Source organism: Streptomyces cinerochromogenes (assembly GCF_014648635.1).
Lineage (GTDB): Bacteria > Actinomycetota > Actinomycetes > Streptomycetales > Streptomycetaceae > Streptomyces > Streptomyces cinerochromogenes.
Genome location: NZ_BMRM01000005.1, coordinates 294,462 through 318,264 on the forward strand (window position 1 = coordinate 294,462; position 23,803 = coordinate 318,264).

16 protein-coding genes are annotated in these 23,803 nt (G+C 73.3%); 12 read left to right on the plus strand and 4 right to left on the minus strand.

The features are described from left to right. The first annotated feature begins 34 nt into the window (after positions 1-34). The 5 genes from IEZ20_RS12485 to IEZ20_RS12505 all read left to right on the plus strand — a co-directional run bounded on the left by IEZ20_RS12485 (position 35) and on the right by IEZ20_RS12505 (position 8,119). Positions 35-1,108 (plus strand): cyclase family protein, encoded by a 1,074-nt coding sequence (locus IEZ20_RS12485; RefSeq protein WP_189297600.1) that lies wholly within the window; start codon positions 35-37, stop codon positions 1,106-1,108. 161 nt (positions 1,109-1,269) lie between these two features. Then, positions 1,270-4,083: a SpoIIE family protein phosphatase gene (locus tag IEZ20_RS12490; protein ID WP_373303924.1), complete on the plus strand. Its 2,814-nt coding sequence runs from the start codon at positions 1,270-1,272 to the stop codon at positions 4,081-4,083. Positions 4,084-4,232: 149 nt separating this feature from the next. Next, positions 4,233-5,774, plus strand: a complete 1,542-nt coding sequence (locus IEZ20_RS12495) for a sugar ABC transporter ATP-binding protein (protein ID WP_189297604.1) — start codon at positions 4,233-4,235, stop codon at positions 5,772-5,774. Beyond that, positions 5,771-6,880 carry an ABC transporter permease gene (locus IEZ20_RS12500; RefSeq protein WP_189297606.1) on the plus strand — a complete coding sequence of 370 codons (1,110 nt, stop codon included), beginning with the start codon at positions 5,771-5,773 and terminating at the stop codon, positions 6,878-6,880. The genes IEZ20_RS12495 and IEZ20_RS12500 overlap by 4 nt, the downstream gene beginning before the upstream one ends. A 75-nt stretch (positions 6,881-6,955) precedes the next feature. Further along, entirely contained in the window at positions 6,956-8,119 is a 1,164-nt protein-coding gene (locus tag IEZ20_RS12505) for a substrate-binding domain-containing protein (RefSeq protein ID WP_189297608.1), read from the plus strand. A gap of 28 nt (positions 8,120-8,147) precedes the next feature. Here IEZ20_RS12505 and IEZ20_RS12510 read toward each other — a convergent pair whose 3' ends face one another. Next, positions 8,148-9,425: an MFS transporter gene (locus tag IEZ20_RS12510; protein ID WP_189297610.1), complete on the minus strand. Its 1,278-nt coding sequence runs from the start codon at positions 9,423-9,425 to the stop codon at positions 8,148-8,150. Positions 9,426-9,535: 110 nt separating this feature from the next. Here IEZ20_RS12510 and IEZ20_RS12515 point away from each other — a divergent pair, with 110 nt between their 5' ends. Then, the gene (locus tag IEZ20_RS12515; protein WP_189297612.1) at positions 9,536-10,006 is read left to right on the plus strand and encodes a winged helix-turn-helix transcriptional regulator; all 471 of its coding nucleotides are present in this window, start codon (positions 9,536-9,538) and stop codon (positions 10,004-10,006) included. Between the two features lie 15 nt (positions 10,007-10,021). On the opposite strand, the gene IEZ20_RS12520 is transcribed toward IEZ20_RS12515, so the two are convergent. After that, positions 10,022-11,623, minus strand: coding sequence for a M4 family metallopeptidase (locus IEZ20_RS12520; protein ID WP_229896034.1), 1,602 nt, complete (start codon positions 11,621-11,623; stop codon positions 10,022-10,024). Positions 11,624-11,770: 147 nt separating this feature from the next. Further along, a complete protein-coding gene (locus IEZ20_RS12525) occupies positions 11,771-12,751 on the minus strand; it encodes a LysR family transcriptional regulator (protein WP_189297614.1) in 981 nt (326 codons plus the stop codon). Positions 12,752-13,061: 310 nt separating this feature from the next. Between IEZ20_RS12525 and IEZ20_RS12530 the strand changes: the two genes are divergently transcribed. Further along, positions 13,062-14,072, plus strand: a complete 1,011-nt coding sequence (locus tag IEZ20_RS12530) for a hypothetical protein (RefSeq protein ID WP_189297616.1) — start codon at positions 13,062-13,064, stop codon at positions 14,070-14,072. A gap of 58 nt (positions 14,073-14,130) precedes the next feature. On the opposite strand, the gene IEZ20_RS12535 is transcribed toward IEZ20_RS12530, so the two are convergent. After that, a complete protein-coding gene (locus IEZ20_RS12535; RefSeq protein WP_189297618.1) occupies positions 14,131-16,056 on the minus strand; it encodes a flavin-containing monooxygenase in 1,926 nt (641 codons plus the stop codon). A gap of 667 nt (positions 16,057-16,723) precedes the next feature. On the opposite strand from IEZ20_RS12535, the gene IEZ20_RS12540 reads away from it, so the two are divergent. The 5 genes from IEZ20_RS12540 to IEZ20_RS12560 all read left to right on the plus strand — a co-directional run bounded on the left by IEZ20_RS12540 (position 16,724) and on the right by IEZ20_RS12560 (position 23,803). Then, on the plus strand, positions 16,724-18,202 hold the full coding sequence (locus IEZ20_RS12540) for a sugar transferase (protein ID WP_189297620.1): 1,479 nt from the start codon (positions 16,724-16,726) through the stop codon (positions 18,200-18,202). A gap of 76 nt (positions 18,203-18,278) precedes the next feature. Further along, positions 18,279-19,595 (plus strand): nucleotide sugar dehydrogenase, encoded by a 1,317-nt coding sequence (locus tag IEZ20_RS12545; protein WP_189297630.1) that lies wholly within the window; start codon positions 18,279-18,281, stop codon positions 19,593-19,595. Next, positions 19,585-20,850 carry a glycosyltransferase family 4 protein gene (locus tag IEZ20_RS12550; protein WP_189297632.1) on the plus strand — a complete coding sequence of 422 codons (1,266 nt, stop codon included), beginning with the start codon at positions 19,585-19,587 and terminating at the stop codon, positions 20,848-20,850. Before IEZ20_RS12545 ends, IEZ20_RS12550 begins: the two co-directional genes overlap by 11 nt. Further along, complete coding sequence (locus IEZ20_RS12555; protein ID WP_189297634.1) at positions 20,847-22,244, plus strand: Wzz/FepE/Etk N-terminal domain-containing protein; 1,398 nt, start codon at positions 20,847-20,849, stop codon at positions 22,242-22,244. The genes IEZ20_RS12550 and IEZ20_RS12555 overlap by 4 nt, the downstream gene beginning before the upstream one ends. Further along, positions 22,241-23,803, plus strand: coding sequence for a Wzz/FepE/Etk N-terminal domain-containing protein (locus IEZ20_RS12560; protein ID WP_189297636.1), 1,563 nt, complete (start codon positions 22,241-22,243; stop codon positions 23,801-23,803). Before IEZ20_RS12555 ends, IEZ20_RS12560 begins: the two co-directional genes overlap by 4 nt.

The window sequence follows — 23,803 nt, forward strand, 5'->3', positions numbered from 1 at the left end:
GTCCCGCCCGGAGAAGGGTGAGGGGTGAGCACAGATGACGTCCACACCCGCCGACACCCCCGACCCCGGACCCGCCGTCCCCGGTCCCGGACCCGCCACGCATGACCCCGGACCCGCCGCCCCCGGTCCCGAACCCGCCACGCCTGCCCCTGGAGCCGCCCTCCGCGGTCCCGCTCCCTCCGCCCCGGGCAACGGCCCCGCCGTCTCCCGCCGGGAGTTCGACGCGCTCTTCGAGGCGGTCCGCACCTGGGGCCGCTGGACCCCGGCCGACCGCGGTGCCTGGAACCGGGTGACCGCGGACCACGTCCGGCGGGCCGCGGCCGGAGTGCGGTCCGGGGTGGTCGTACCGCTGGCGCTGCCCTGGAACACCCGTCCCGGCCCCGACAACCGCAGGCCCGCCCTGCACCACATGACCGACCTCGGTGACGTGGAGAGCCCGGAACCCTCCACCCACAAGGACTTCATCGCCGCCGACTACCACGGCAAGGGCGTCACCCATCTCGACGCCCTCTCCCACATCGCCTACCGGGGGCAGCTCTACGACGGCCGGGCCGCCGGCGATGCCGTCGGCAGCGAAGGCGCCCGCTTCGGCGCGGTGTCGACGCTGGGGCCACTGGTCACGCGAGGGGTGCTCCTCGACCTCCCCGCGGTCCTCGGGATCCGCTGGCTGGAGCCGGGACGCGCGGTGCACGCGCGGGACATCACCGCCGCGGAGCGGGCGCTCGGCGTGACGATCGGCGAGGCGGACGCGGTGCTGCTGCGCTCCGGGCAGGTCCGCCGCCGCGCGGAGCTGGGCGCCTGGGACCCGGACACGGCGAGCGCGGGCCTCCACGTGGACGCCGTACCGCTGCTGGCCGAGCGGGGTGTCGCCCTGCTCGGCGGGGACGGCGACAGCGATGTGCGGCCCTCCCCGGTGGAGGGCGTGCACTCGCCGGTGCACGCCCTGGCGGTGGCCGCGATGGGGGTCCCGCTGCTGGACAACCTGGACCTGGAAGCGCTGTCCGCCGCGACCGCGGAGGCCGGGCGGTATGCGTTCCTGCTGGTCGTGGCGCCGCTGAGGGTGCCGGGCGGGACGGGCTCGCCGGTCAATCCGGTGGCGGTCCTGTGACGACCGGCCAGAACGCATACCGCCCGTGACAGGCACGCACACCACCCGTGACGACCGTCCGGCGAACACTCGACGAGCGCCCTGAATCCACCTGATGTCCGTATCTTTCATTTATGTCACACTGTTTCCGAAAAGCTGACCTCTCGCGAGTGAGGCGAAGCGTGGTTCGGTCCGGCGGGGCATCGACACCGGCGGGGCGTGCGACAGACGACGCAGCGCCCGTCCGTTCGCGCGTGCGTTTCCTGGAGGGCGGCCCGGTCGACCCGGGCGTGCGGACGCCCATCTCCGACTCGTGGCAGCGCTGCCGGTCCCTGGGGCTCTCGCCGGACGGGTCCGACCTGCCCTTCCGTGAGGGCCTCGACCCGGAGGCCCGGATCGTCGGCGCGGCCGTGCCGGTGCTCGACCGGCTGGAGTACATGTTCGCCGGCACCCCGATGAACCTCTGTGTCGCCGACGCGCAGGGCACCGTCCTGCTGCGCCGTTTCGGCGAGGCGTCCCTGGCCAGGAGCCTGCCCGCGATCCAGCGCGTACCGGGGTTCGTGTTCGCCGAACAGTACGCGGGGACCAACGGCATCGGCCTCGCGCTGGCGGAGCGGCGGCTCGTCCACGTCCACGGCGCCGAGCACTTCGCCGAGCGCGCCCAGGGCAGCGCCTGCCGCGCGCTCCCGGTCCGCGACCTGCTCAGCGGCCGGATCGAGGGCGTCCTGTGCTTCGGCTATCCCCGTTCCTTCGAGGACCCCGCGCTGGCCACCGTCATCCGCAAGGCCGCCCGGGCCATCGAACGGCGGCTGCTCGGGCGCAGCTCCGCACGGGAGCGCGCGCTGCTGCGGGCGTACCTGGACACCGAGGCCGAAGCCGCGGTCGGCGGTCACCACACCGTCGGACTGGACGAACTGGCCCTCGCCCAGCACCCCCGCGACCGCGCGATCCTCATGGAGAAGGCCACCGAGCTGATCTCCTTCGCCCAGCGGGCCGCCGTCCACGTCCCGCTGTCCGACGGCCGGCGTGTCACGCTGATGAGCCGTCCGATGACGAGTGCCACCGGGGTGGAGGGCCTGGCCATCGAGGCCGTCCTGCCGGGCCCCGCAGCACGGCACCCCCTCGTCGCACCCCGGCGGATCGACGCGTTGCCGGACTTCCCCGCCGAGGCCGCCGTCTCCCACGCGACCGCGCCGGCGGGGGCCGCCGCCGTCGCCGCACCCGGCCGGGCCGCCAGGAGTCTCACCCCCGTCGGAGCGGAGGACGGCCGTCCCGGCCCCGCGCCCGCGTCGAGGGGGCTGCTGCTCGTCGGGGAGCCGGAGGTGGCGCGGCACGCCCTCGCCGCACGACGCCGCCTGGAGCTGCTGTCCGAGGCCAGTACGCGCATCGGCACCACCCTGGACGTGCGCCGCACGGCCCAGGAACTGGCCGAGACGGCGGTGCCGCAGCTCGCCGACTACGTCACGATCGACCTGCCGGAGGCCGTACTGCGCGGCGAGGAGGCCGCGGACCCGCACGGCGACCTGCGCCGCACGGTGGTCCACGGCATCCGCGACGACTGCCCCTTCCATCCGGTCGGCAAGCAGGTGGACTACGGCCCGGCCACGCCCCAGCTGCGCAGCCTGACCAGCGGGGAGGCGGTGCTGGAGCCGGACCTGACGGCCGCCGCGGGCTGGCTCGCCCACGACCCCGAGCACACCGCGGAACTGCTGGCCCACGTCCACTCGCTCATCGCGGTCCCCCTGGTGGCGCGCGGTGTCGTCCTGGGCGTCGCCGCCTTCTACCGCGGCCGGGATCCCGTCCCGTTCGGCGACGACGACCGCTCGCTGGCCCGGGAACTCGCCGCCCGTGCCGCCCTGTCCGTCGACAACGCCCGGCGCTACACGCGCGAACGCACCATGGTCCTGGCCCTCCAGCGCAGCCTGCTCCCGCAGGGGCTGCCCGACCAGGACGCCGTCGACGTCGCCCACCGCTATCTGCCCGCGGAGTCCGACGTGGGCGGCGACTGGTACGACGTCATCCCGCTCTCCGGCACCCGCATCGGCCTCATGGTCGGGGACGTCGTCGGCCACGGCATGCTCTCCGCCGCCACCATGGGCCGGCTGCGCACCGCCGCCCGCAGCTTCGCCGAGCTCGACTTCCCCCCGGACGAGGTCCTCACCCACCTCGACAACCTGGTGGGGCGCCTGGACCGGGAGGACCCCGCCGCCGACGCGACGGACATCATCGGTGCGACCTGTCTGTACGCCGTCTACGACCCGACGACCCAGCGGTGCACCATGGCCCGCGCCGGGCACCCTCCCCCCGCGGTGGTCCGGCCGGACGGCACGGTGTCCTTCGCGGAGCTGCCCGCCGGGCCTCCGCTCGGCCTCGGGGGTCTGCCCTTCGAAGCGGTCGAGACCGACCTGCCCGAGGGCAGCCAGCTGGTCCTCTACACCGACGGACTGATCGAGGACCGCCATCGCGACGTCGACCGGGTCCTCGACCAGTTGCGCGCGGCACTGGCCCACCCCGGGCGCACGCCGGAGGAGACCTGCCAGGTGGTCCTCAACAGCGTGGCGCCCGCCCACCCGGGCGACGACATCGCCCTGCTCGTCGCCCGCACCCGCGCCCTGGACCCGGACCGGATCGCCACCTGGGACCTGGAGCCGGACCCGGCCGTCGTCGGCGAGGTCCGCGCCCGCGCCCTGCGCCGGCTGGCCGACTGGGGGCTCGACGAAGCCGCGTTCGCCGTGGAGCTGATGCTCAGCGAGCTCGTCACCAACGCCATACGCCACGGTTCCGGCCCCGTCCGCGTCCGGCTGCTCCACGGCCGCACCCTGATCTGCGAGGTCTGCGACGCCAGCAACACCGCACCGCACCTGCGCCGGGCGGCCAGCACCGACGAGGGCGGCCGGGGCCTGTTCCTCGTCGCCCAGCTGGCACGGAGCTGGGGCACGCGCTACCTGCCCCAGGGCAAGGTCATCTGGGCCGAGTGCGACCTGGCCGGCGTCTGAGGTCCGGGCGGGGTCCGGGGCACGTCGGCGACCGGCCGCGCCACTCACCCATTGGCGTTACGGAAAGCGGCAAATACCGCCGATGCCCCTGACCGGGCCCCTACCATCGGGGGACCGTCGGGAAGAACTCGCCAGGCCGACCTTCGGAGATGTCCGTGCACGACCCTCCCGACCCTCCCGGCACCGGTGCGCAACCCCTCGTCCGCATCCGCGGGCTCGCCAAGCGGTTCGGCGGGACCCGCGCGCTGGACGGGGTCGATCTCGACGTCCGCGCGGGCAGCGTCCTCGCCCTCCTCGGCCCCAACGGAGCCGGGAAGTCCACCCTCATCAAGGTGCTCGCCGGGGTCCACCACGCCGACGCGGGGCAGATCACGGTGGACGGCCATCCGCTCGGCAGCCGTGCCGCCTCCCGCGCGATGTCCTTCATCCACCAGGACCTCGGTCTCGTGGAGTGGATGACGGTCGCCGAGAACATCGCCCTGGGCACCGGATACCCCCGGCGCGCCGGGCTGATCTCCTGGCGGCGCACCCGGGAGCGCTGCGCCGAGGTCCTGCGCACGGTCGCGGGACACCTGGACCCCGCCGCGCCGGTCGCCCGCCTCTCCCCCGCCGAGCGCTCGCTGGTCGCCGTCGCCCGCGCTCTGGCCGCCCGGGCGAAGCTGATCGTCCTGGACGAGCCGACCGCCCGTCTGCCCGCGCCGGACTGCGCCCGGCTCTTCCGCGTCCTGCACGCCCTGCGCGACCAGGGGCACGGCATCCTCTACGTCAGCCACCGCCTGGACGAGGTGTACGAGGTCGCCGACGCCTTCGCCGTCCTGCGCGACGGCCGCCTCGTCAGCCACGGCACCCTGGCGGGCCACAGCCCCGCCCGTCTGGTGCAGGACATCGTCGGTGCCGTCGGCGAGGAACCGGCCGCCCACCGCCCCGCGCCCGCCGACGGCCCGGCCGTGCTGACCCTCGACGGCGTACGCACCGCGGGCGCGGGACCCGTCGGCCTGGAACTCGCGGCCGGGGAGGCCGTGGGCCTGGTGGGCCTGTCGGGTGCGGGGCACACGGAGCTGGGCCGGGCCCTCGCCGGTGCCCGGCCCCTGCTCGGCGGCCGGGCACTCCTCGGCGGACGGCCGTACCGCCCCCGCACGGTCACCGACGCCGTCCGCCTCGGCGTCGGCCTCGTGCCCGGCGACCGGCAGCGGGAGGGCTGCGCCGCGGAACTGACCGTGCGGGAGAACCTCCTGGCCAACCCGCGCGCCGGGGGCCTGCCCGCGCTGCGGTGGATCGCCCCCCGCCGCGAACGCGCCGAGGCCGCCGCCCTGATCGAACGGTTCGCGGTGCGCCCCCGCGACACCGAGGCGCCCATCGGCACCCTGTCCGGCGGGAACCAGCAGAAGGTCATGATCGGCCGGTGGCTCCGGGTGGGCCTGCGCCTGCTGATCCTGGAGGAACCGACCGCGAGCGTGGACGTCGGGGCCAAGGCCGCGGTCCACCGCCTGCTCGACGAGGCGCTGGCCGGCGGTCTCGCGGTACTGCTCGTCTCCACGGACTTCGAGGAGGTCGCGGGCGTGTGCCGGCGCGCCCTGGTGTTCGTCCACGGGACCGTGGCGGCCGAGCTGAGCGGCCCGGCCCTCACCGTCGCAGGACTCACCCGGGCGGCCTCGGCCCTGCCCCCCGCCGGAACCGCGACACCCTCATGACCGCACCGCCCCCGCCCCCCGCGTCCCCGTCCCCGGCGCCCCCGTCCCGGCCGCGCCGGCGCGGGCCGGCCGCCCACCACGTCGGCGCCTACGGCCTGCCGGCCCTCACGGTGCTGCTGTTCCTCCTCTTCTCCCTCCTCCTGCCGCGGACGTTCCCCACCCGGGACACCGTCCACGCGCTGCTGTCCAGCCAGTCGATCCCCGCCGTCCTCGCGCTGGCCGCCATGGTCCCCATCGTGACCGGCGCGTTCGACCTCTCCCTCGGCTACGGCCTCGGTCTGGCGCACGTCATGGTGATGCAGCTCGTCGTGAACGAGCGGTGGCCCTGGCCGTGGGCGTGCCTGGCGGTGGTCGCCGGAGGGGTGGCCGTGGGCGTCCTCAACGGTGTCGTGGTCGAGTTCGGCCGGATCGACTCCTTCATCGCCACCCTCGGCACCGGCAGCATGATGTACGCCGTGACCGGCTGGGTCACCGGCGGCGGCCGGATCGTCCCCGGCCCCCAGGGCCTCCCGCCGGCCTTCACCGGTCTCTACGACTCCACCCTCCTCGGCGTTCCGGTCCCCGCCTTCTACGTCCTCGCCCTCACGCTCGCCCTCTGGCTGGTGCTGGAGCGGCTGCCGCTCGGCCGGTGCCTGTACGTCGTCGGCTCCAGCCCGCGCGCCGCCGAGCTCGTCGGCATCCCGGCCCGCAGGTACACCGTCTACGCGTTCACCGCGTCGGGCCTGGTCGTCGCCTTCGCCGGAGTCCTGCTCGCGGCCCAGCAGCAGATCGGCAATCCCAGCGTCGGCCTCGACTATCTGCTGCCCGCGTTCGTCGGCGCCCTCCTCGGCTCCACCGCGATCAGGCCCGGCCGCCCCAACGCCCTGGGCACGCTGGTCGCCGTCGCCGTACTCGCCGTCGGCCTCACCGGCATCGGCCAGCTGGGCGCCGACTTCTGGGCGGTTCCGCTGTTCTACGGCGGCACCCTGCTGCTCGCCGTCGGCCTGGCCGGCTACTCCGCCCGCCGCCTGCGCACCGGTGCCGACGCGCCCCGGGGGACGCCCGCCCCGTCCCCGGTGCCGCCGTCCCCCGGCCGGGACGGCGGCACGCCGGGCACCGGCCCGTGATCCGCGTCCCGCCCGCACGTCCCGTCCCCCCGTCCATCCCGTCCGCCCCGTCCGCCCCGTCCGCGAGGAGCTGCCGTGCACCGCGACCGCGAGAGCGTCCCCGGCGTCGCCAAGGCGCGATCGGCCTCCGTCGCCCTGCTGCTGGCGGCCACCGCCCTCGCGGGCTGCGAACGCGGCTCCTCGCACGAGGCGGTGCCCTCCCCCACGGGCCCGAACGGCTGCCCCGCGGTCCAGGCCGAGGCGCGGGCCGCCGTCGCCCGGGCGGAGAGGACCGACGTCCCCTGGAACGGGCCGACCAGCGGCCCCGCGGCCGTACCCGGCAGGACGATCGTCTACGTCGCCCAGACCATGACCAACCCCGGGGTGGCCGGTGTCGCGCAGGGTGTACGGGAGGCCGCGCGGGTCATCGGCTGGAAGGTCCGGGTGATCGACGGCGAGGGCACCCCCGCCGGCATCCAGGCGGCGCTGGGCGAGGCCGTGGCCCTCAGGCCCTCGGGCATCGTCATCGGCGGTTTCGACCCGGCCTCGACCTCGCAGCAGGTCGCTCGGGCGACGGCGGCCCGCATCCCGCTCATCGGCTGGCACGCCGTCGCGGCCCCCGGCCCCAGCACGAGACCCAGGCTCTTCACCAACGTCACCACGGACGTGGACGACGTCGCCTCGATCAGTGCCCGGTGGGTCATCGCGCGCTCCCGCGGCAACGCCGGGGTCGTCCTCTTCACCGACGCCTCGATCCCCTTCGCCCAGCACAAGTCCGAGCTGATCAGGAAGGCGCTGGCCGCGTGCCGGGGCGTGCGGCTGCTGGCGTACGAGAACATCCCGATCCCGGACGCGAGCAGCCGTACGCCCAGGGAGGTCTCCTTCCTCCTGTCCCGCTTCGGGAGCCGGTGGACCCACTCCGTCGCCATCAACGACCTGTACTTCGCCGACGCCGCCCCCGCCTTCCGCGCGGCCGGTCAGAAGGGCTCCGGGCCGCCCTTCAACATCGGCGCCGGCGACGGCGACCCGTCCGCCTTCCAGCGCGTCAACGGCGGGCAGTACCAGGCGGCCACCGTCCCCGAACCGCTGTCGCTGCAGGGCTGGCAGATCCTCGACGAGTTCAACCGGGCCTTCTCCGGCCGCCCGGCCAGCGGCTATGTCGCGCCCGTCCACGTCTCCACGGCGGACAACAGCGCGGGCGCCACGACCTGGAATCCCTCGGGCTACCGGGAGGCGTACCGGAGGATCTGGCGCCGGTGACGGACCGCCCGGCACCGGACCTCACCGCTCACCGCTCACCCTTCGGTTCACCGAGCGCCGGGCGCCGGCGGGTCGCCGCCCACAGGAGCAGGGCGGCGAGGCTGAAGGAGGCGCCGAGGGCGGACACGGCCGGCCAGCCCGCCGCCGCGTAGGCGAGGGAGGAGCCGAGGCCGCCGAGGCCGCTGCCCGCCGAGTAGAAGACCATGTAGCCGCCGATGATCCTGCTGCCCGCGTCGGGCCGGACGGCGTGGATCAGGGTCTGGTTGGTGACGTGGACGGCCTGCACGGCGAAGTCCAGCAGGACGGCGCCGGCCGCGAGCGCCCACAGCGACTGCCGGGTCAGGGCGATCGGGAGCCAGGACAGCGCGAGCAGGGCGAGGCCGGCGCCGGTCGTGCGCTGGGCGAGCCCCCGGTCGTTCCAGCGCCCGGCCGCCCGGGCGGCGACGGCCCCGGCCGCTCCGGCGAGCCCGAACGCGCCGATCGCGGTGTGCGACAGCGACCACGGCGGCCCGCTCAGCGGCTGCGCCACCCCGCTCCACAGCGTGCTGAAGGCCGCGAACACCAGCAGGGCGAGGGCGCCCCGGATCCGCAGCAGGGGATGGCGGGCGAACAGGGTGAGGGTCGAGGCCACGAGCCGCCCGTACGACACCTCGCGCAGCCCGGCGGACGGCGCGCCCGGCGGCAGCGCGCGGCGCAGCAGTACGGCGAGGACGGCGGTGACGCCCGCGGACGTCAGATAGACGGCCCGCCATCCGGCCAGGTCGGCGAGGACACCGGCGGCGGCGCGGGCCAGCAGGATGCCGGTGACGATGCCGCCGGTGACCGTTCCGACAGCGCGGCCCCGCCGGGCGGGCGGGCTCAGGGCGGCGGCAGCCGCGACCATCGTCTGGGCGACGACGGCGAGCAGCCCGACCAGGGCGAGCGCGCCGAGCAGCGCCACGACGCCCGGGGCCAGCCCCGCGACCAGCAGGGCGAGGGCCAGCAGCCCGAGTTGGACGGTGACCAGCCGCCGGTGACCGAGCAGGTCGCCGAGCGGAACGAGCGTCAGCAGGCCGGCCGCGTAGCCGAGTTGGGTCACGGTGACGATCGCGCCGAGCAGCCCCGCGCCGAGCGCGAACCGCTCGCCGAGGGTCACCAGCAGGGGCTGGGCGAAGTAGACGGTGGCGACGGAGCTGCCGCAGGCGAGGGCCAGCAGCGGGAGGAGCCGGGCGGGCGGTGGCGCGTCCGGCGCCGGCGCGTCGGTGTGCGCCTCGTGGCCGGCCGTCCCGCCGCACCCGCCGACCGCGTCCGAGCACTGGATCGCCACACCGACACACCTCTCCCCTTGGTTGCATCTTGCTACCTACATGACCGTAGCCGTGCGAGGTAGCATGTTGCAACCGCACCTGAGGGGGTGCGGGAGGAGAGGAGCCGCGGATGGTCGCCCGCACCCGTTTCGACGCCGACCCCTGTCCGGTGGCCCGGTCGGTGAACGCGATCGGCGACTGGTGGTCCCTGCTGATCGTGCGGGACGCCTTCGACGGCAGCCGCCGGTTCGGCGAGTTCCAGCGCAGCCTCGGCATCGCCAAGAACATCCTGGCGGCGCGGCTGCGCGCGCTGGAGGAGGCCGGGGTGCTGCGCGGCGCCCCCGCACCGGAGGGCGGGTCCCACCGCGAGTACCTCCTCACGGACAAGGGCCGCGCCCTCTTCCCGGTGATCGTCGCCCTGCGCCAGTGGGGCGAGGGGCAGTGCTTCGGTCCCGGGGAGGACCACTCCCGCCTGCTGGACCGCCGGACCAGCCGCCCGTTGCGCCCGGTGGAGGTCCGGGCGGCGGACGGACGGCTGGTGGGACCGGAGGACACCGTCGTGGAGAAGGTCCACGGGACGGAGGCGGGCGGGGCCCGCTGACCGGGGTGGGGCGGATCAGAGGACGTTGACGGCGCTCCAGGCCGCGGCCACGGTGGTGTACTCGGGGCTGGTGGCGCCGTAGAGGTCCTTCGCCGCGTTCAGCGTCGCGGTGCGGGCGCCCTTGTAGTCCGTCGTGGAGGTCATGTAGACGGTCAGCGCCCGGTACCAGATCGCGGAGGCCTTCTTGTTGCCGATGCCGGTGACGGTGGAGCCGTTGCAGGTGGGGCTGTTGTAGGAGACGCCGTTGACGGTCTTGGCACCGCTGCCCTCGCTCGCGAGGTAGAACCAGTGGTTGCCGACGCCCGAGGAGTAGTGCACGTCGAGCCGGCCGACCGACTTCGACCAGCAGTCGGCGGAACGGCCGTCCAGGGACGGCTTGTCGAAGCGGCGCAGCCACGGCGGGGTGGACTGGTCGCTGAAGAGGTAGTCGGGGGTGTCGACGGGGTTGTCGGCGTACCACTCGACCATGGTGCCGAGGATGTCGCTGGTGGCCTCGTTCAGACCGCCGGACTCGCCGCTGTAGCGCAGGTTGGCGGTGGCCGAGGTGACGCCGTGGGTCATCTCGTGGCCCATGGTGTCGAGGTCGACCTGCTCGGGGTCGGTGCTGCCGTTGCCGTCGCCGGTCATCATGCAGAAGCAGGAGTCCGACCACTGGGCGTTGTCCCAGTTGGTGCCGACGTGGACGAAGACGGTGGCGCCGCGGCCGTCGTTCTTGATGCCGTTGCGGCCGAAGGTCGTCTTGTAGTAGTCGAACGTCTTCGCGGTGTTGGCGTGCGCGTCGGCGGCTGCGGTGGCCCGGTCGGTGGAGAACTTCCTGCCGTCGCCCCAGACGTTGTCGGCGTCGGTGAACAGGGTCCCGGAGGAGCTGTTGAGGGAGGAGGACGAGGCGTTGCGCGCGTCCTTGGTGACATGGCCGCGCACCGGGTCGATCAGGGCGAAGGTGCCGTCGGCCTGCTGGGTGGTGTCGAGGGTGATGTCGCCGGTGTACTCGGTGTGGCCGGTGCCGGTCGACTCGCGCTCGGCGTCGTAGTTCTCGATCGCCGCACCGGTGGCGGCGTCGGTGACGAAGACCTCGCCGTGCGGCTGGCCCTTGTCGCCCAGGCCCTGCACGGTGGTGCGCCAGGCCAGGCGCGGGGAGCCGTCGGCGGCCCACACGATCAGCTCGGGGGTGGACCTGGCGTTGCGCACCAGCCCGTGGGAGCGCTTCAGGGCTCTGGCGGCGGTGCCCTTGGCGTCGACGGCCGGAGTGACGGAGGCGAGCGCCACCTTGTGGGCCTTGGCGCGGGTGGATCCCTTGAGCGAGCCGTCGGCCTTCTGGTGGACGACGAAGTCGCCGCCGACGACGGGGAGCCCGCGGTAGGTCCGCTCGAAGCGGACGTGCTGGGTGCCGTCGGCGTCGATCACGACGTCCTTCACCTTGAGCGCCTGGCCCGCGCCGAACCCGAAGGTGTCGGCGTGCCGGGCCACGTTCGCCCGGGCCCGGGATATCGCCGTGTCGCGGACGGAGGTTCCGCTCCGTGCCGTGTGGGGCTGCGAGTAGGCGGGTACGGCCAGGGCACCCGTGGTGATGACGCCGGCGGCGACCATCGCGGAAAGGGCAAGAAGAGGACGGGGCATGACGGGGTGATTCCTTCGCTCGTCGTGGGGTGACGACGTCCCGTGGACGTTGACGCGAAGTGTTCACCAGGTGACATGTTCCTGACGTGATCCCATCTGGACTACAACCCCGGAGTTATAGGGCACCAGGGAACCCGGCCCGGCCGGTCAGCCGCCCCCGCCGAGGGCGAACTCCGCTCCCCCGCCCTCCCACCAGGCCAGATACTGCGGCCGCTGCCGCACCAGCGACAGATAGGCGGCCAGCAGGCGCTCGCACGCCGCGTCGGCCAGCTCCGACGGAAACGATTCCCTGTTCCAGGCCAGTACCAGCCGCCGGTGGAACGGGACGTCCACGAGCGGCCGTTGCACGGTGCCCTGCGCGGAGACGTCGGCGGTCGGCCACACCCCGCAGACGGCGCGCCGGCCGGCGACCAGGATCTGCGCCACGGACAGGTCCGGCGTCACATGGGCGATGCGCGGGGTGAAACCCGCCGACTGGCACGTGAGATGGAGGTACGCGTGCACACCGCTCTCGTCGGCCTCCGGCATCACCCAGTCCTCGTCGGCCAGTTCGTGGAGGGCCACCGTCTCCTTGCGGGCCAGCGGGTGGTCCTCGGCGAGCAGGACGAAGACCGGCTCGCGGAGCAGGGTGCGGGTCGCCACCGACTCGCCGGCCGGGAGGGGGAAGCCCGGGAACTCGCCGAACACCGCGATGTCGCACTTCGACTGGCTCAGCGATCTGACCAGGGTGTGCACGGAGCGGCGGGCGTCGATGGTGAGCGGGCGTTCCGGGACGAGTTCGAAGAGGGCGGAGAGCAGCAGGGACACCAGGGGGCCGGCGGTTCCGCCCGCCCTCAGCGGGGCGGCGGCCCGCCTGTCCGCCTCGGCCGCCGACCGCGCGTGCGCGCGCAGCCGGTCGAAGCCGGCGACGAGGTCGCGGGCGCAGCGCAGTACGTACTGCCCGTTCTCGTTCGGCTTCACACCGTCGGCGCCGCGGACGAAGAGGGGGCCGCCCAGCTCGTGTTCGATCCGTTTCAGCTGGGCGCTCATGGCGGGCTGCGAGAGCTGGAGCCGTGCGGCGGCCTTGCGGATGCTGCCGGCCTCGGCGACCGTGAGCAGGACACGCAGGTGGCGGAACTCCAGGTGCATGAACCATCCCCGCTCGACGCGGGGGCCCCTGAACCCCCCCGTGACCAGCACGACCAGTTGCCCGACGGCATGGTGACCAAGAATCCGACGGGCCCGTTCGGGGCGACAACCACGGGAGGGTAAAACCTGTCCGCGGACGCGGGGGCCGTTTTGCCCGCGCGGGGCAACCATCCGGGCAGGTCGGGAGTCTTCTGATCGATCATGTCGTGATCGGACCCACCGGGAGACCATCATCAGCGCCATACACAAGACCCTGACCGCCGCCGCCGTCGTCGGTGTCGTCCTCGCGGGGTCCGCCGCCTGCGGAACGGTGGAGCAGCTCTCCGCCGGCAAGAAGCTCGACCGCGCCTTCGACAAGCTCGGCGAGAAGAACCGGATCTCCTTCGAGCTGGACCTGGACACCGACGCCGCGTCCCTGAAGGCGCTGGACGCCAAGTCCGACCCCGAGCCCGGTGAGGAGATCCCGGACGAGGCCGCCGACATGCTCAGCGGTGCGAAGGTCACCCTGACCGTGCAGTCGAAGAAGCCGATCCAGGACTCCGGCGACAAGGACTTCGTCGGCATGGCCATGAAGGTCAGCAGCCCGGACGGCGACCTCGTCGAGTACCGGGTGATCGGCGACGTCGCCTACGTCCGCGCCGACATGGACACCGTCGGCAAGGTGACCGGCAGCCCCGTCCCCTCCGCCGACGACCTGCCCCCGGAGGCCGGGGCGTTCAAGGACGTCCTTCAGGGCAAGTGGGTGAAGTTCAGCACGAAGGACATGGAGAAGGCGTCCGGCAAGGGCGAGGAGGCCGGGGGCGGTCCCGCTCCCGCGCCGTCCTTCGACGCCAGGACGCAGAAGAAGCTCACGGAGGCCCTGCGCAAGGTCGTCGCCCGTGAGGTCACGTTCAAGACCGCCGACGGCGAGGACGGCACCGAGCACGTCACCGCCACGGCCCCCTTCCGGTCGCTCGTCACCCAGCTGTTCGGCGAGATCCGCCCCCTGGCGAAGGACCTGCCGCCGGGCATGGAGCTGCCGACGGACAAGGACCTGAAGGACGCCCCGAACAAGAAGGTGACGGCGGACTTCACGCTCAAGGACGGTGAGCTGACCGAGGTGGACGTGGACCTCGCCAAGCTGGCCGAGGACGCCAAGGTCAAGAAGCTGGGCCTGACGCTGCGGATGAGCGAGGGCACCCGGCCCACCGCCCCGGCCGGCGCGAAGAAGCTGGACCTCGGCGAGATGGCGCAGGGCTTCTTCGGCGGCGCGGCGACGGGCGAGCCCGACATCGACGAGAGCGGCCTGGGCGGCGAGGACTTCGCGGACAGCGACCTCTGATCGAGCGGGCGCGAGCCGTACGCGCGCACGGCGAGGGTGTGGTGGCCGGCCACCGGACTCAGCGGATCTCCAGGTCCGCGAAGTCCGGATGGCGCAGGAAGCGCCACACCTCGCCGGCCGAGAAGGGGCACTGGGTCGCCGTGCGGCCCGCCTCCGTCCAGTAGTAGTTGCGCGCGCGGGGATCGCTCCACGTCTTGGTGAGGTTGCGCCGGTCGACCTCCTCGTTGAACCGCCGGTACGGCTCTTCCCGCACCGTGATCGCCTTCTTGCCGTCGCGCACCAGGCGCTCGATGCATTCGAGGGCGTGGACGGTGATGAGTTCGTGATAGGTGGGGATGTTGAGCATGCTGCTGGTGTTCGGGCCGTAGACGGTCCACAGGTTCGGGAAGCCCGGCATCATGCAGCCCTTGTAGGCCCGTGCTCCGGCCTCGCTCCACAGCTCGTCCAGCGTCAGCCCGTCACGCCCTGTGATCTTCATCGGGAACAGGTAGTCCCTGGCGCGGAAGCCGGTCGCGTAGACGATCGCGTCCAGGTCGTGCTGGGTGCCGTCCTCCGTCTCGATCCCCGTGCGGTTGATCCGGCGGATGCCGTCGGTGACGAGCGTGACGTCGTCCCGCTGGAGGGCGTCGAGGACGCTGTACTCGGTGTCCACCAGGACCGGCCGCGCCGCGAGCACGGGATGCGGGGGCGTCATCCTCTCCACGAGCCGGGGGTCGGCGAGTTTGCTCTCCAGGAAGGCCAGGGCGTGGTCCCTGGCCGCCTTGTTCGCGGCGCTCAGGGAGTGCGGGTCGTCGAAGTCGGGGTCGATCTCGGTCACGCTCGCCAGCGCCTCGGTCGCGTACGTCGCCCGGAAACGCATGAAGTTGGTGTGGTACGGCAGGTTCCGGTCCAGCCAGGTGACCTGCCCGGGGAAGGGCGAGCGGTAGCCGGGCACACCGAACAGCCACTGCGGCGTGCGCTGGAAGACGGTGACGTGTCCGGCCTCCAGGGCCAGCTCCGGGATGAGCTGGTAGCCCGTGCAGCCCGTCCCGATGACCGCGACCCGCTTGCCGGCCAGGCCGGCCTCCTTGGGCCACCGGGCCGTGTGCCAGGACGGCCCGTCGAACTCCTCGGCCCCCTCGATCCGGGGGACGTGCGGCCGGTTCAGGAAGCCCACGGCGGAGATGACCGCGTTCGAGCGGACCGTGTACTGCCCCTGCGGGCCCGTGACGTGGATCGCCCATGTCCCTGAGTCCTCGTCCCAGTCCATCGCGCGCACCTCCGTGTCGAACACGATGTCGGTGCGGACGTCGAACTCGTCGGCGACCCAGTCCAGGTACTCGGCGTTCTTCTCCGCGGGGCAGAAGGGGTAGGGAAGGCCGAAGTCGACGCCGTACAGGTGCGTGTACGCGCGGCTCGGGGAGTCGACGCGGCAGCCCGGGTAGCGGTTCTCCCACCATGTGCCGCCGACACCGGAGTTCTTCTCGATGACGGTGTGGGCGATGCCTGCCCGCTTGAGCTGGACGGCGGCGTTGAGGCCTCCGAGGCCGGCGCCGATCACCGTGACGTGGAAGTCGTCCAGCCGCTCGCGGGGCGGCGGCCCCTGCCACCGCAGGGAGCGTGCCCACGGGTCCAGGGCGAGATCCTCCAGCCACAGTCCCATGTCCTCGTCGGGGATGTCCTGGCCCGCCGCGAGCGTCAGGCTGGCCGGCAGGCGCTCGGCCGGCCCGGGCCCGATGTCACCGGCTCCCGCGTCGCGGTACTCCTTCAGGAACCGCGCCGCCTTCCGCTGGAGCAGCGCGATGTCCTCGTCGCGGTGGACGACCTGCATGGCGAGGGCGCCCGCCGGCACGGTCGTCACCTGCGTCGCAGCGACCTCCTCGTCCCCGGTCAGCTGGTACAGCAGGCCCCGCAGCACCATCGGGTCGGCGTACCGGACGGCGTCCTCGATGGTCGCGTCGCTCGCGTCGAGCAACTCCTTGCGGGGCTCGTCACGTGTCGCCATGGGGTCGTTCCTTTCGGTACGGGCTCGGCGCCTGGCCGGTCGGCATCGTGGCGACGGCCCTCACCTGACTGTCGTGGACACACCAGCCCCTACCCTAACTCCCTTGTCCGGCACGGTGGTTGAAAAATGACCGATCAAACGTTCAAGCCGTCATACGGGTGTGACGGTCGCGTACAGGCCAGCCGCGGGAGCGCACTGGCGCGAATACATCCCCGGGCGGGCGCCGACCGGAAGATCCGCCTCAAAGCTTGAGCACAAATTCCACACATCCCCTCTCCATACCGGTTCCGATGGTCTAGATTGACCGTGCTTCAGCCGTTCGGACACGGGGCAACCGTTAATGATCTTTAGGTCCGGCGTTACGGAAAGCCAGCAGTCGCGCGCCCGGCGCCGGACGTGCGGATGATCAATTCCTGAAGCCCGAAAGGGCACCTCGGGTGTGGGGAGCAGCCGAGGATTCGACGGGTTTTCGAACACCCCGGTATCTGGCACGGCACGCGAATGCGCTGCCGCCAGGGCGGGTTGTTCGAATAGCTCTGGAATAGCCGGGACGGCATGCGCCCGGGGGCCTCCCGAAAGGAGGAGCGGTGCGGGAGGCGGGGGCCTCCCGATGGGGAGGAACAGTGTTGGGCGAACACGTCGAACCACTGGGACCTGGGGGGGTTCTGTGCGGCAAGGGGGACTTGTCCGCCCTGTTCCGTCGGCGCGCGAGCGTCTGGCGGACGGGGCGATCAACCGGCCCACGAGCGAGTGGGAGCAGCGGTACCGCCGTACCGTGATCATCAGCGACACCGTGGCCACCGCCTTCGTGGTGGCGGCGATCGGAAATTTCTTCGGGGCCCGGGACGCGGCCAACTGGCACGAGAAGTGGGGCATTCTCGCATTCGGCACCGAACTGCTGGTGCTGGGTGCGCTCGCGGTGAGCCGGTCATGGGCTCCGGCCGTGCTCGGCCAGGGCGCCGAGGAATTCCGGCGACTCGGCCGCTCACTGTTCACGGCGACCGTCGTACTGGCGCTCGGCGGGATCGCCCTCACCTCACGCAACATCAAACTCTGGATCTTCGTGGCGATCCCCGCCATCGCGCTCGTCACCATGGCCGCGCGATATCTGCTGCGTCTGTGGCTGCACAGACACCGGAAGGAAGGACGGTGCCTGAGGCCGGTGCTCGCCGCCGGCGGCGTGGCCACCGTGCGCGACCTGATCATCCGGACCCGCAAGTTCCCGCACCTGGGCTGGCGCGTGGACGCGGTGTGCACGACGGACGGTGCCGGGCTCGACGGTGACGAACTGGACGGCGTGCCCATCGTCGGCCGGCTGACGGACGTCGCCCACCACGTCCGCCGCGACGGCTACCGCGTCGTCGCGGTCACACCGGACCCGCACTGGTCACCGGACCGGCTGCAACGGCTGGCCTGGAACCTGGAGGGCAGCGACGCCGAGATGGTCGTGGCACCCGTGCTGATGGAGGTGGCCGGTCCGCGGCTGCACGTCGACGCGGTGCTCGGGATCCCGCTGCTGCGGGTCAGCATGCCGACCTTCACCGGGGGCCGCCGGGCGGTCAAAGGGGTCGTCGACCGGATGGGCGCGGCGGTCCTGCTGGTGCTGTTCGCGCCGCTGATGGTGTTCGTCGGGCTGCTCGTGATGGCGGACAGCCGGGGTGGGGCGTTCTACCGCCAGCGCAGGGTCGGCAAGGACGGCCACGAGTTCACCATGTACAAGTTCCGCACCATGGCCGTCGGGGCCGACCGGGCACGCGCCCGGCTGGCCGACCGCAACGAGGGCGCCGGCCCGCTGTTCAAACTGCGCCGGGACCCGCGGGTGACCCGGGTGGGATCAGTGCTGCGCCGGTACTCGATCGACGAACTGCCGCAGCTCTTCAACGTGCTCACCGGATCCATGTCGCTCGTCGGTCCGCGGCCTCCGCTGCCGGAGGAGTGCGCCGCGTACGACCCGGACATCCGGCGGCGGCTGCTGGTCAAGCCCGGCCTCACCGGCCTGTGGCAGATCAGCGGACGCAGCGACCTGTCGTGGGAGGAGGCGGTCCGGCTGGACCTGCGGTACGTGGAGGACTGGTCGCTCGCCCTGGACACAGTGATCTTGTGGAAGACGCTGCGTGCGGTGGTCTACGGGCAGGGCGCCTACTGATGCGTGCGGGCCGTCGTCCGGCCTGGCGCGCGAACCGCAGGCCGGAAGGCCTGCCTGGGGGGGGGAGGAACGAGTCATGAGAGTCAGCGTTTTCGGGCTCGGCTACGTGGGCTGCGTGTCGGCCGCGTGCCTGGCCAGCATGGGTCACGAGGTCATCGGGGTGGACGTGAACCAGGTCAAGGTCGACCTGGTCAACGACGGCAAGGCCCCGGTGGTCGAGGAGCGGATCGGCGAACTCACCGCCGAGGTCGTACGGAGCGGGGCGCTGCGCGCCACCACCGACGTCCGCGAAGCGATCAGCGGCAGCGAGATGTCGCTGGTCTGCGTGGGCACGCCGTCGGAGCCCAACGGCAGCCTGTGCACCACGTATCTGGAGCGGGTCACGGAGGAGATCGGCGCGGCGCTGGCCGAGCGGGGCGGGCGGCACACCGTCGTCTTCCGCAGCACCATGCTCCCCGGCACCTGCCTGAACCTGCTGGTGCCGATCCTGGAGAAGTACGTCGGCGGTACGGCCGGGGTGGACATCGGGGTCGCGGTCAACCCGGAGTTCCTGCGCGAGGGCACCAGCGTGCGGGACTTCTTCGATCCGCCCAAGACAGTCATCGGCGAGCTGGACTCCGCGAGCGGTGACGCGGTGACGGCACTGTACGACGGCCTGCCCGGCGAGGTGTTCCGGGTGCCGGTCCCGACGGCCGAGGCGATCAAGTACGCGGACAACGCCTTCCACGGCCTCAAGATCGGCTTCGCGAACGAGCTGGGCGCGGTGTGCCAGGCGCTCGGCGTGGACTCGCACCAGGTGATGGACGTGTTCCTCGCCGACCGCAAGCTCAACATCAGCCCCGCCTACCTGCGGCCCGGTTTCGCCTTCGGCGGCTCCTGCCTGCCCAAGGACCTGCGCAGCCTGGTCCACGCGGCGCAGCGGGCCGACGTCTCGGTGCCCATCCTCGCCCACGTCCTGCCCTCCAACTCCGAGCACCTGCAACGCGCGGTGGACCTGGTCGAGCGCACCGGCAGACGCCGCATAGGGCTGTTCGGGCTCTCCTTCAAACCCGGCACCGACGACCTCCGCGAGAGCCCGCTGGTCGAGCTGGCGGAGCGGCTCTTCGGCAAGGGGTACGACCTGCGGATCTACGACGCCAACGTGAACCTCTCCCGGCTGATCGGCGCGAACCGCGAGTACATCGAGAACCGGCTGCCGCACCTCGCGCAGCTCCTCGCGGACTCCGTCCAGGAGGTGCTGGACCACGCCGAGGTGTGCCTGGTCGGGACCAGGGACCCGGCCGTGCTGTCGGCGCTGCCCCAGGGCGGCGGACCGGTGCTGGTCGACCTCATCCGCCTCCCCGACGCCGAGTCGCGCCGGGCCGAACCGGGGTACGTGGGCCTTGCTTGGTGACGCGGTCGGCGGTGACGGGTCGGGCCGACGGGCGCTGATCCTGGTGGAGAACCTGTCGGTGCCGTTCGACCGGCGGGTGTGGCAGGAGTGCACGACGCTGCGGGACGCGGGCTGGACGGTGCACGTCATCTGTCCCCGCGGAACCAAGCGGGACACGGAGCCGGAGGCGGAGATCGACGGGGTGCGGATCCACCGCTACCCGTTGCGCGCGGCCACCGGAGGGCCGGCCGGCTACCTGCGGGAGTACGGATCGGCGCTGTGGCACACCGTCCGGCTGGCCCGGAAGATCGGCCCGGTCGACGTGGTCCACGCCTGCAACCCGCCCGACCTGCTGTTCCTGCCGGCCCTGTGGCTGAAGCGGCGCGGCGCGCGGTTCGTGTTCGACCAGCACGACCTGGTGCCCGAGCTGTACCTCTCCCGGTTCGGCCGCGGCGAGGACCTGCTCTACCGCGCCGTGTGCGCGCTGGAACGGCGGACCTACCGGGCCGCGGACGTCGTGCTCGCCACGAACGAGAGCTACCGGGACGTCGCGCTGCGCCGCGGGGGCCGGCGGCCGGAGGACGTCTTCGTGGTGCGCAGCGCGCCCGACACCGACCGGTTCCACCCCGTGCCGCCCGAGCCGGAGCTGAAGCGCGGCAAGCCCCATCTGCTGTGCTACCTCGGCGTCATGGGCCCGCAGGACGGCGTCGACTACGCCTTGCGGGCCCTGGCGAAGCTGCGCGACGACCTCGGGCGGACCGACTGGCACGCGGTGTTCGTCGGCGCCGGCGACACCTTCGACGCGATGGTGGAGCTGTCCCGGCGGCTCGGGCTCTCCGAGCAGGTGCAGTTCACCGGGCGGGTTCCGGACGCCGACCTGGTGCGCTACCTGTCCACGGCGGACGTGTGCCTCTCCCCCGACCCCCGCAATCCGCTCAACGACGTGTCGACCATGAACAAGGTCCTGGAGTACATGGTGATGGGCCGGCCGGTCGTCTCGTTCGACCTGAAGGAGGCGCGGGTCTCCGCCGGTGACGCCGCCGTCTACGCACCCGCCAACGACGAGGCCGAGTTCGCCAGGCTCGTCGCGCTGCTGCTGGACGATCCGGAAAAGCGGGCCTGGATGGGCAAGACCGGCCAGGAGCGGATCGGCGGACCGCTCTCCTGGCGGAACTCCCAGGTGTCGCTGCTCGCCGCCTACGCCGCCGCCTGCCGTGACCACGCTCCGGTGCCGGCGGGTGCCCCGGGCCGGGCAGGGAAGAGGCCGCGCCGTTGAGCGACGACACGATACGCCTGGTCACGATCGGGCGGATATTCCGCCGGCGCTGGCGGCTTCTCACCGTCCTCGCCCTGGTGGGCGCGCTCGTCGGCTACGGCACCTCCCTGCTGTTCCCGCCCCGGTACACGACGTCGGCGTCGGTACTGCTGCCGGGGCAGTGGGAGGAGCGCGAGCTGCTGACCCAGGCGGAGATCGCGACCAGTTCGGTGGTGGCCGACCGCGCGGCCGCCGCACTCCGCTGGCCCGGGGTCGGCGGCAGGGAACTCGAGGACCGGGTGAGCGCCAAGGCCGCCGACGGGAACATCATCAGGATCTCGGGTACGGCCGACACCCCGGCGCGTGCGCAGCGGCTCGCCGACCAGGTGGCGCAGCAGTTCGTCGCCTTCGCCGCGCGGCTCACGGGCGACGGCACCGACCCCGGTTCGGCGGCCGGGCCCGACACGCTGCGCAAGATGGTGGCGCAGACCAGCCGCCGCATCACCGACCTGGCCGAGGCGGCCGATCCGGGGCAGCGCGTGGAGAGCGTGCAGGCCCGCACCGAGCTGGAGAAGCTGCGCACCGCGCTGCAGGACGCCGTGAAGAAGCTGGAGGAGGCCGACCCGGCGACCGACAAGGCCACCATGGTCGTCATGGGGCCGGCGTCCCGGCCGACCGGCGAGGCAGCGCCGACCAGGACGCAGTTCATCGCCGCCGGGGCGGTGCTGTTCCTCCTCCTCGCGGTCGTCGGCCATCTCACCACCGCGCGGGTGAGCCGCCGGCCGCGCACCGCGCCGGAGATCGCCGCGGCGCTGGGCTCGGCGCTGCTGGGTACCGTCGACGTACCCGGTGAAGGTCCCGGGAGCCGCCCGAGGGGCCGTGGCCCGCGGGCCTGGATCCGCCGGCTGCTGGGTGTCGACACCCGGTGGGACGTACCGGATCCGCAGCCGTCCGGCGGCGAGGCCGGCAGGCGGATCCGCTACCGGCGGGTGTGTGCCCGTCTGAGGGACCGGCTGCCGGGCTCGCGGCGGCTGCTGGTCGTCGTACCGGACGGCGACGAGATCGCCCGCCGGGCCGCCGGGCAGCTGGTCTTCGAGGCCGAGGGCGATCCCTCCCCGGCCACGCCGGGCAACAGGTGTCCCGCGCTGCGGGCGGTGGGGGTCTCGGTGTCCCGGCCGCTGGTGCCGGACCGCGACACCGAGTCCGGTGCCCTGGTGGTGCTCAGCGCGGGCACCTGGACCGCCGGGGAGCTGGCCGGTATCGCCGAGGCGTGCGCGGACGCGGGGCACGAGGTCGTCGGCGTCGTCGTCGCCGGCGCGGTCCGGGGCCGTCCGGCGCGCTCCGCCGGCCGTCCGGCGGACGAAGCCGCTCCGGTGCTCGCGGGACGCGGCCACGCGACGGGAGGCTCGGTATGACGACGGGCAGGACACCGGAGTCGTCGGCCGCCGCCCCGCTGCTGGATCTGCAGGCGCTGGTGGTGGCGGTGCGCAGGCGCCGCCGTCTGTGGTGCTCCCTGGCGCTGCTGGGGCTGCTGGCCGGCGCGGCGTTGGCGGTCCTGATGCCGCCCCCGCCGGCCGCGGTGACCAAGGTGCTGGTCGCGCACAAGGAGGACCAGCCGAACGACACCGGAACGCTGATCCGCACCGATGTGGCGCTGCTGCAGACCACGCGGATCGCCGGCGAGGCCCTGCGGTCCCTGAAGTCCCCGGAGAAGCCGGCGGACTTCATGCGGGAGTACCGCGGTACCGGCTTGACCAACAACCTGCTGCAGATCGACGTGACGGGCGACAGCGCGGCGGAGGCGGTGGCCCGGGCCAAGGCGCTGGCCGACGCGTTCGTCGCGGACCATGTGAGGCGGATGCGGGAGACCGCGAAGGCCGAGTCCAAGGCCCTGCTCGACCAGCGTGACCGGATGCGCGAGGAACTCGCCGGCGTCAACAAGGAGATCGGGGACGGACCGCCGCAGAGCGACCCGAAGGCGTCGGCGGGCATGGAATCGCTCTTCGCCCGCCGGGCCGAACTCACCGCGCGGATCGCCGACTTCGACCAGCGCGCCGAAGAGGCGCGGATGGGCACGCCCCGGCTCGTCGCCGGCACGCAGATCGTGGACGCCCCGCGCGCGGTACGGCAGTCCCTGCCCAGGACCGCCGCCACCGACGCCGTGATCGGGCTCGTCCTCGGGCTCGTCCTGGGGCTCGCGGTGGCCGCGGTCGGCGCGGTGGTGGCGGACCGCCCCGTGCTGCGCCGCGACATCGCGGCGAACCTGGGCGCCTCGGTCATCGCGGAGCTGCCCCGCACGCCCCGCCGGCCGGCCGGGCTGTGGCAGCGCCGGAGGACCCGGGCGGCACGGACCGGGCTCACCGTGTCCCTGGCCCGCACGGTGCGCGACTCCGCGGAACCGGTGTCCCTGCTGGAACTGGGCTGTGCGCGCAGCACGAGCGAGATCGCCCTGGGCGTCGCCAGGGCACTGGCGGCGGAGGGACCCGTGGTCGTCGTCGACGGCCTGCCCGGGCGGCAGATCGCGGGCCGCCGCCAGAAGCCGGGGGACCCGGCCGTGGTCGGCGGCGAGGGTGCCGAGGGCGTGCCGCGCCAGGGGCTCCGGCTCGGCGTCGGCTCGGTCGCGCCCGGCACGGCGTGGACCGACCTGCGGTACCTCGGCACCCGGACCGTGCTCGTCGTGCGGGCCGGGCACGGCAGCGCCGCGTGGCTGCACACCGTGGCGCGGCAGCTCGCGGACCAGCGGATCCCGGTGATCGGTGTGGTGCTGATCGACCCCGATCCGCGGGACCGGACCGACGGCACGCTGTGGGACGGGCTGCACATGGCGCTGCGGGGCCACGGCGAGCGGCTCCCCCGGCAGCACGGTGGGGGTACCTCCCACGCCGTTCAGGCGGTGGGGGACGGCCGGCGGCAGACGGAGCGGCTGCCGATGTGGGCGGGACGGGTTCCGGACAGCGACCAGGAGGCGCGGTAG

Coding starts and splice junctions, on each gene's coding strand:
- IEZ20_RS12560 (WP_189297636.1), top strand. CDS start 22,241: ATGACGACGGGCAGGACACCGGAGTCGTCGGCCGCCGCCCCGCTGCTG.
- IEZ20_RS12495 (WP_189297604.1), top strand. CDS start 4,233: ATGTCCGTGCACGACCCTCCCGACCCTCCCGGCACCGGTGCGCAACCC.
- IEZ20_RS12500 (WP_189297606.1), top strand. CDS start 5,771: ATGACCGCACCGCCCCCGCCCCCCGCGTCCCCGTCCCCGGCGCCCCCG.
- IEZ20_RS12535 (WP_189297618.1), bottom strand. CDS start 16,056: ATGGCGACACGTGACGAGCCCCGCAAGGAGTTGCTCGACGCGAGCGAC.
- IEZ20_RS12520 (WP_229896034.1), bottom strand. CDS start 11,623: ATGCCCCGTCCTCTTCTTGCCCTTTCCGCGATGGTCGCCGCCGGCGTC.
- IEZ20_RS12515 (WP_189297612.1), top strand. CDS start 9,536: ATGGTCGCCCGCACCCGTTTCGACGCCGACCCCTGTCCGGTGGCCCGG.
- IEZ20_RS12485 (WP_189297600.1), top strand. CDS start 35: ATGACGTCCACACCCGCCGACACCCCCGACCCCGGACCCGCCGTCCCC.
- IEZ20_RS12525 (WP_189297614.1), bottom strand. CDS start 12,751: ATGCACCTGGAGTTCCGCCACCTGCGTGTCCTGCTCACGGTCGCCGAG.
- IEZ20_RS12545 (WP_189297630.1), top strand. CDS start 18,279: ATGAGAGTCAGCGTTTTCGGGCTCGGCTACGTGGGCTGCGTGTCGGCC.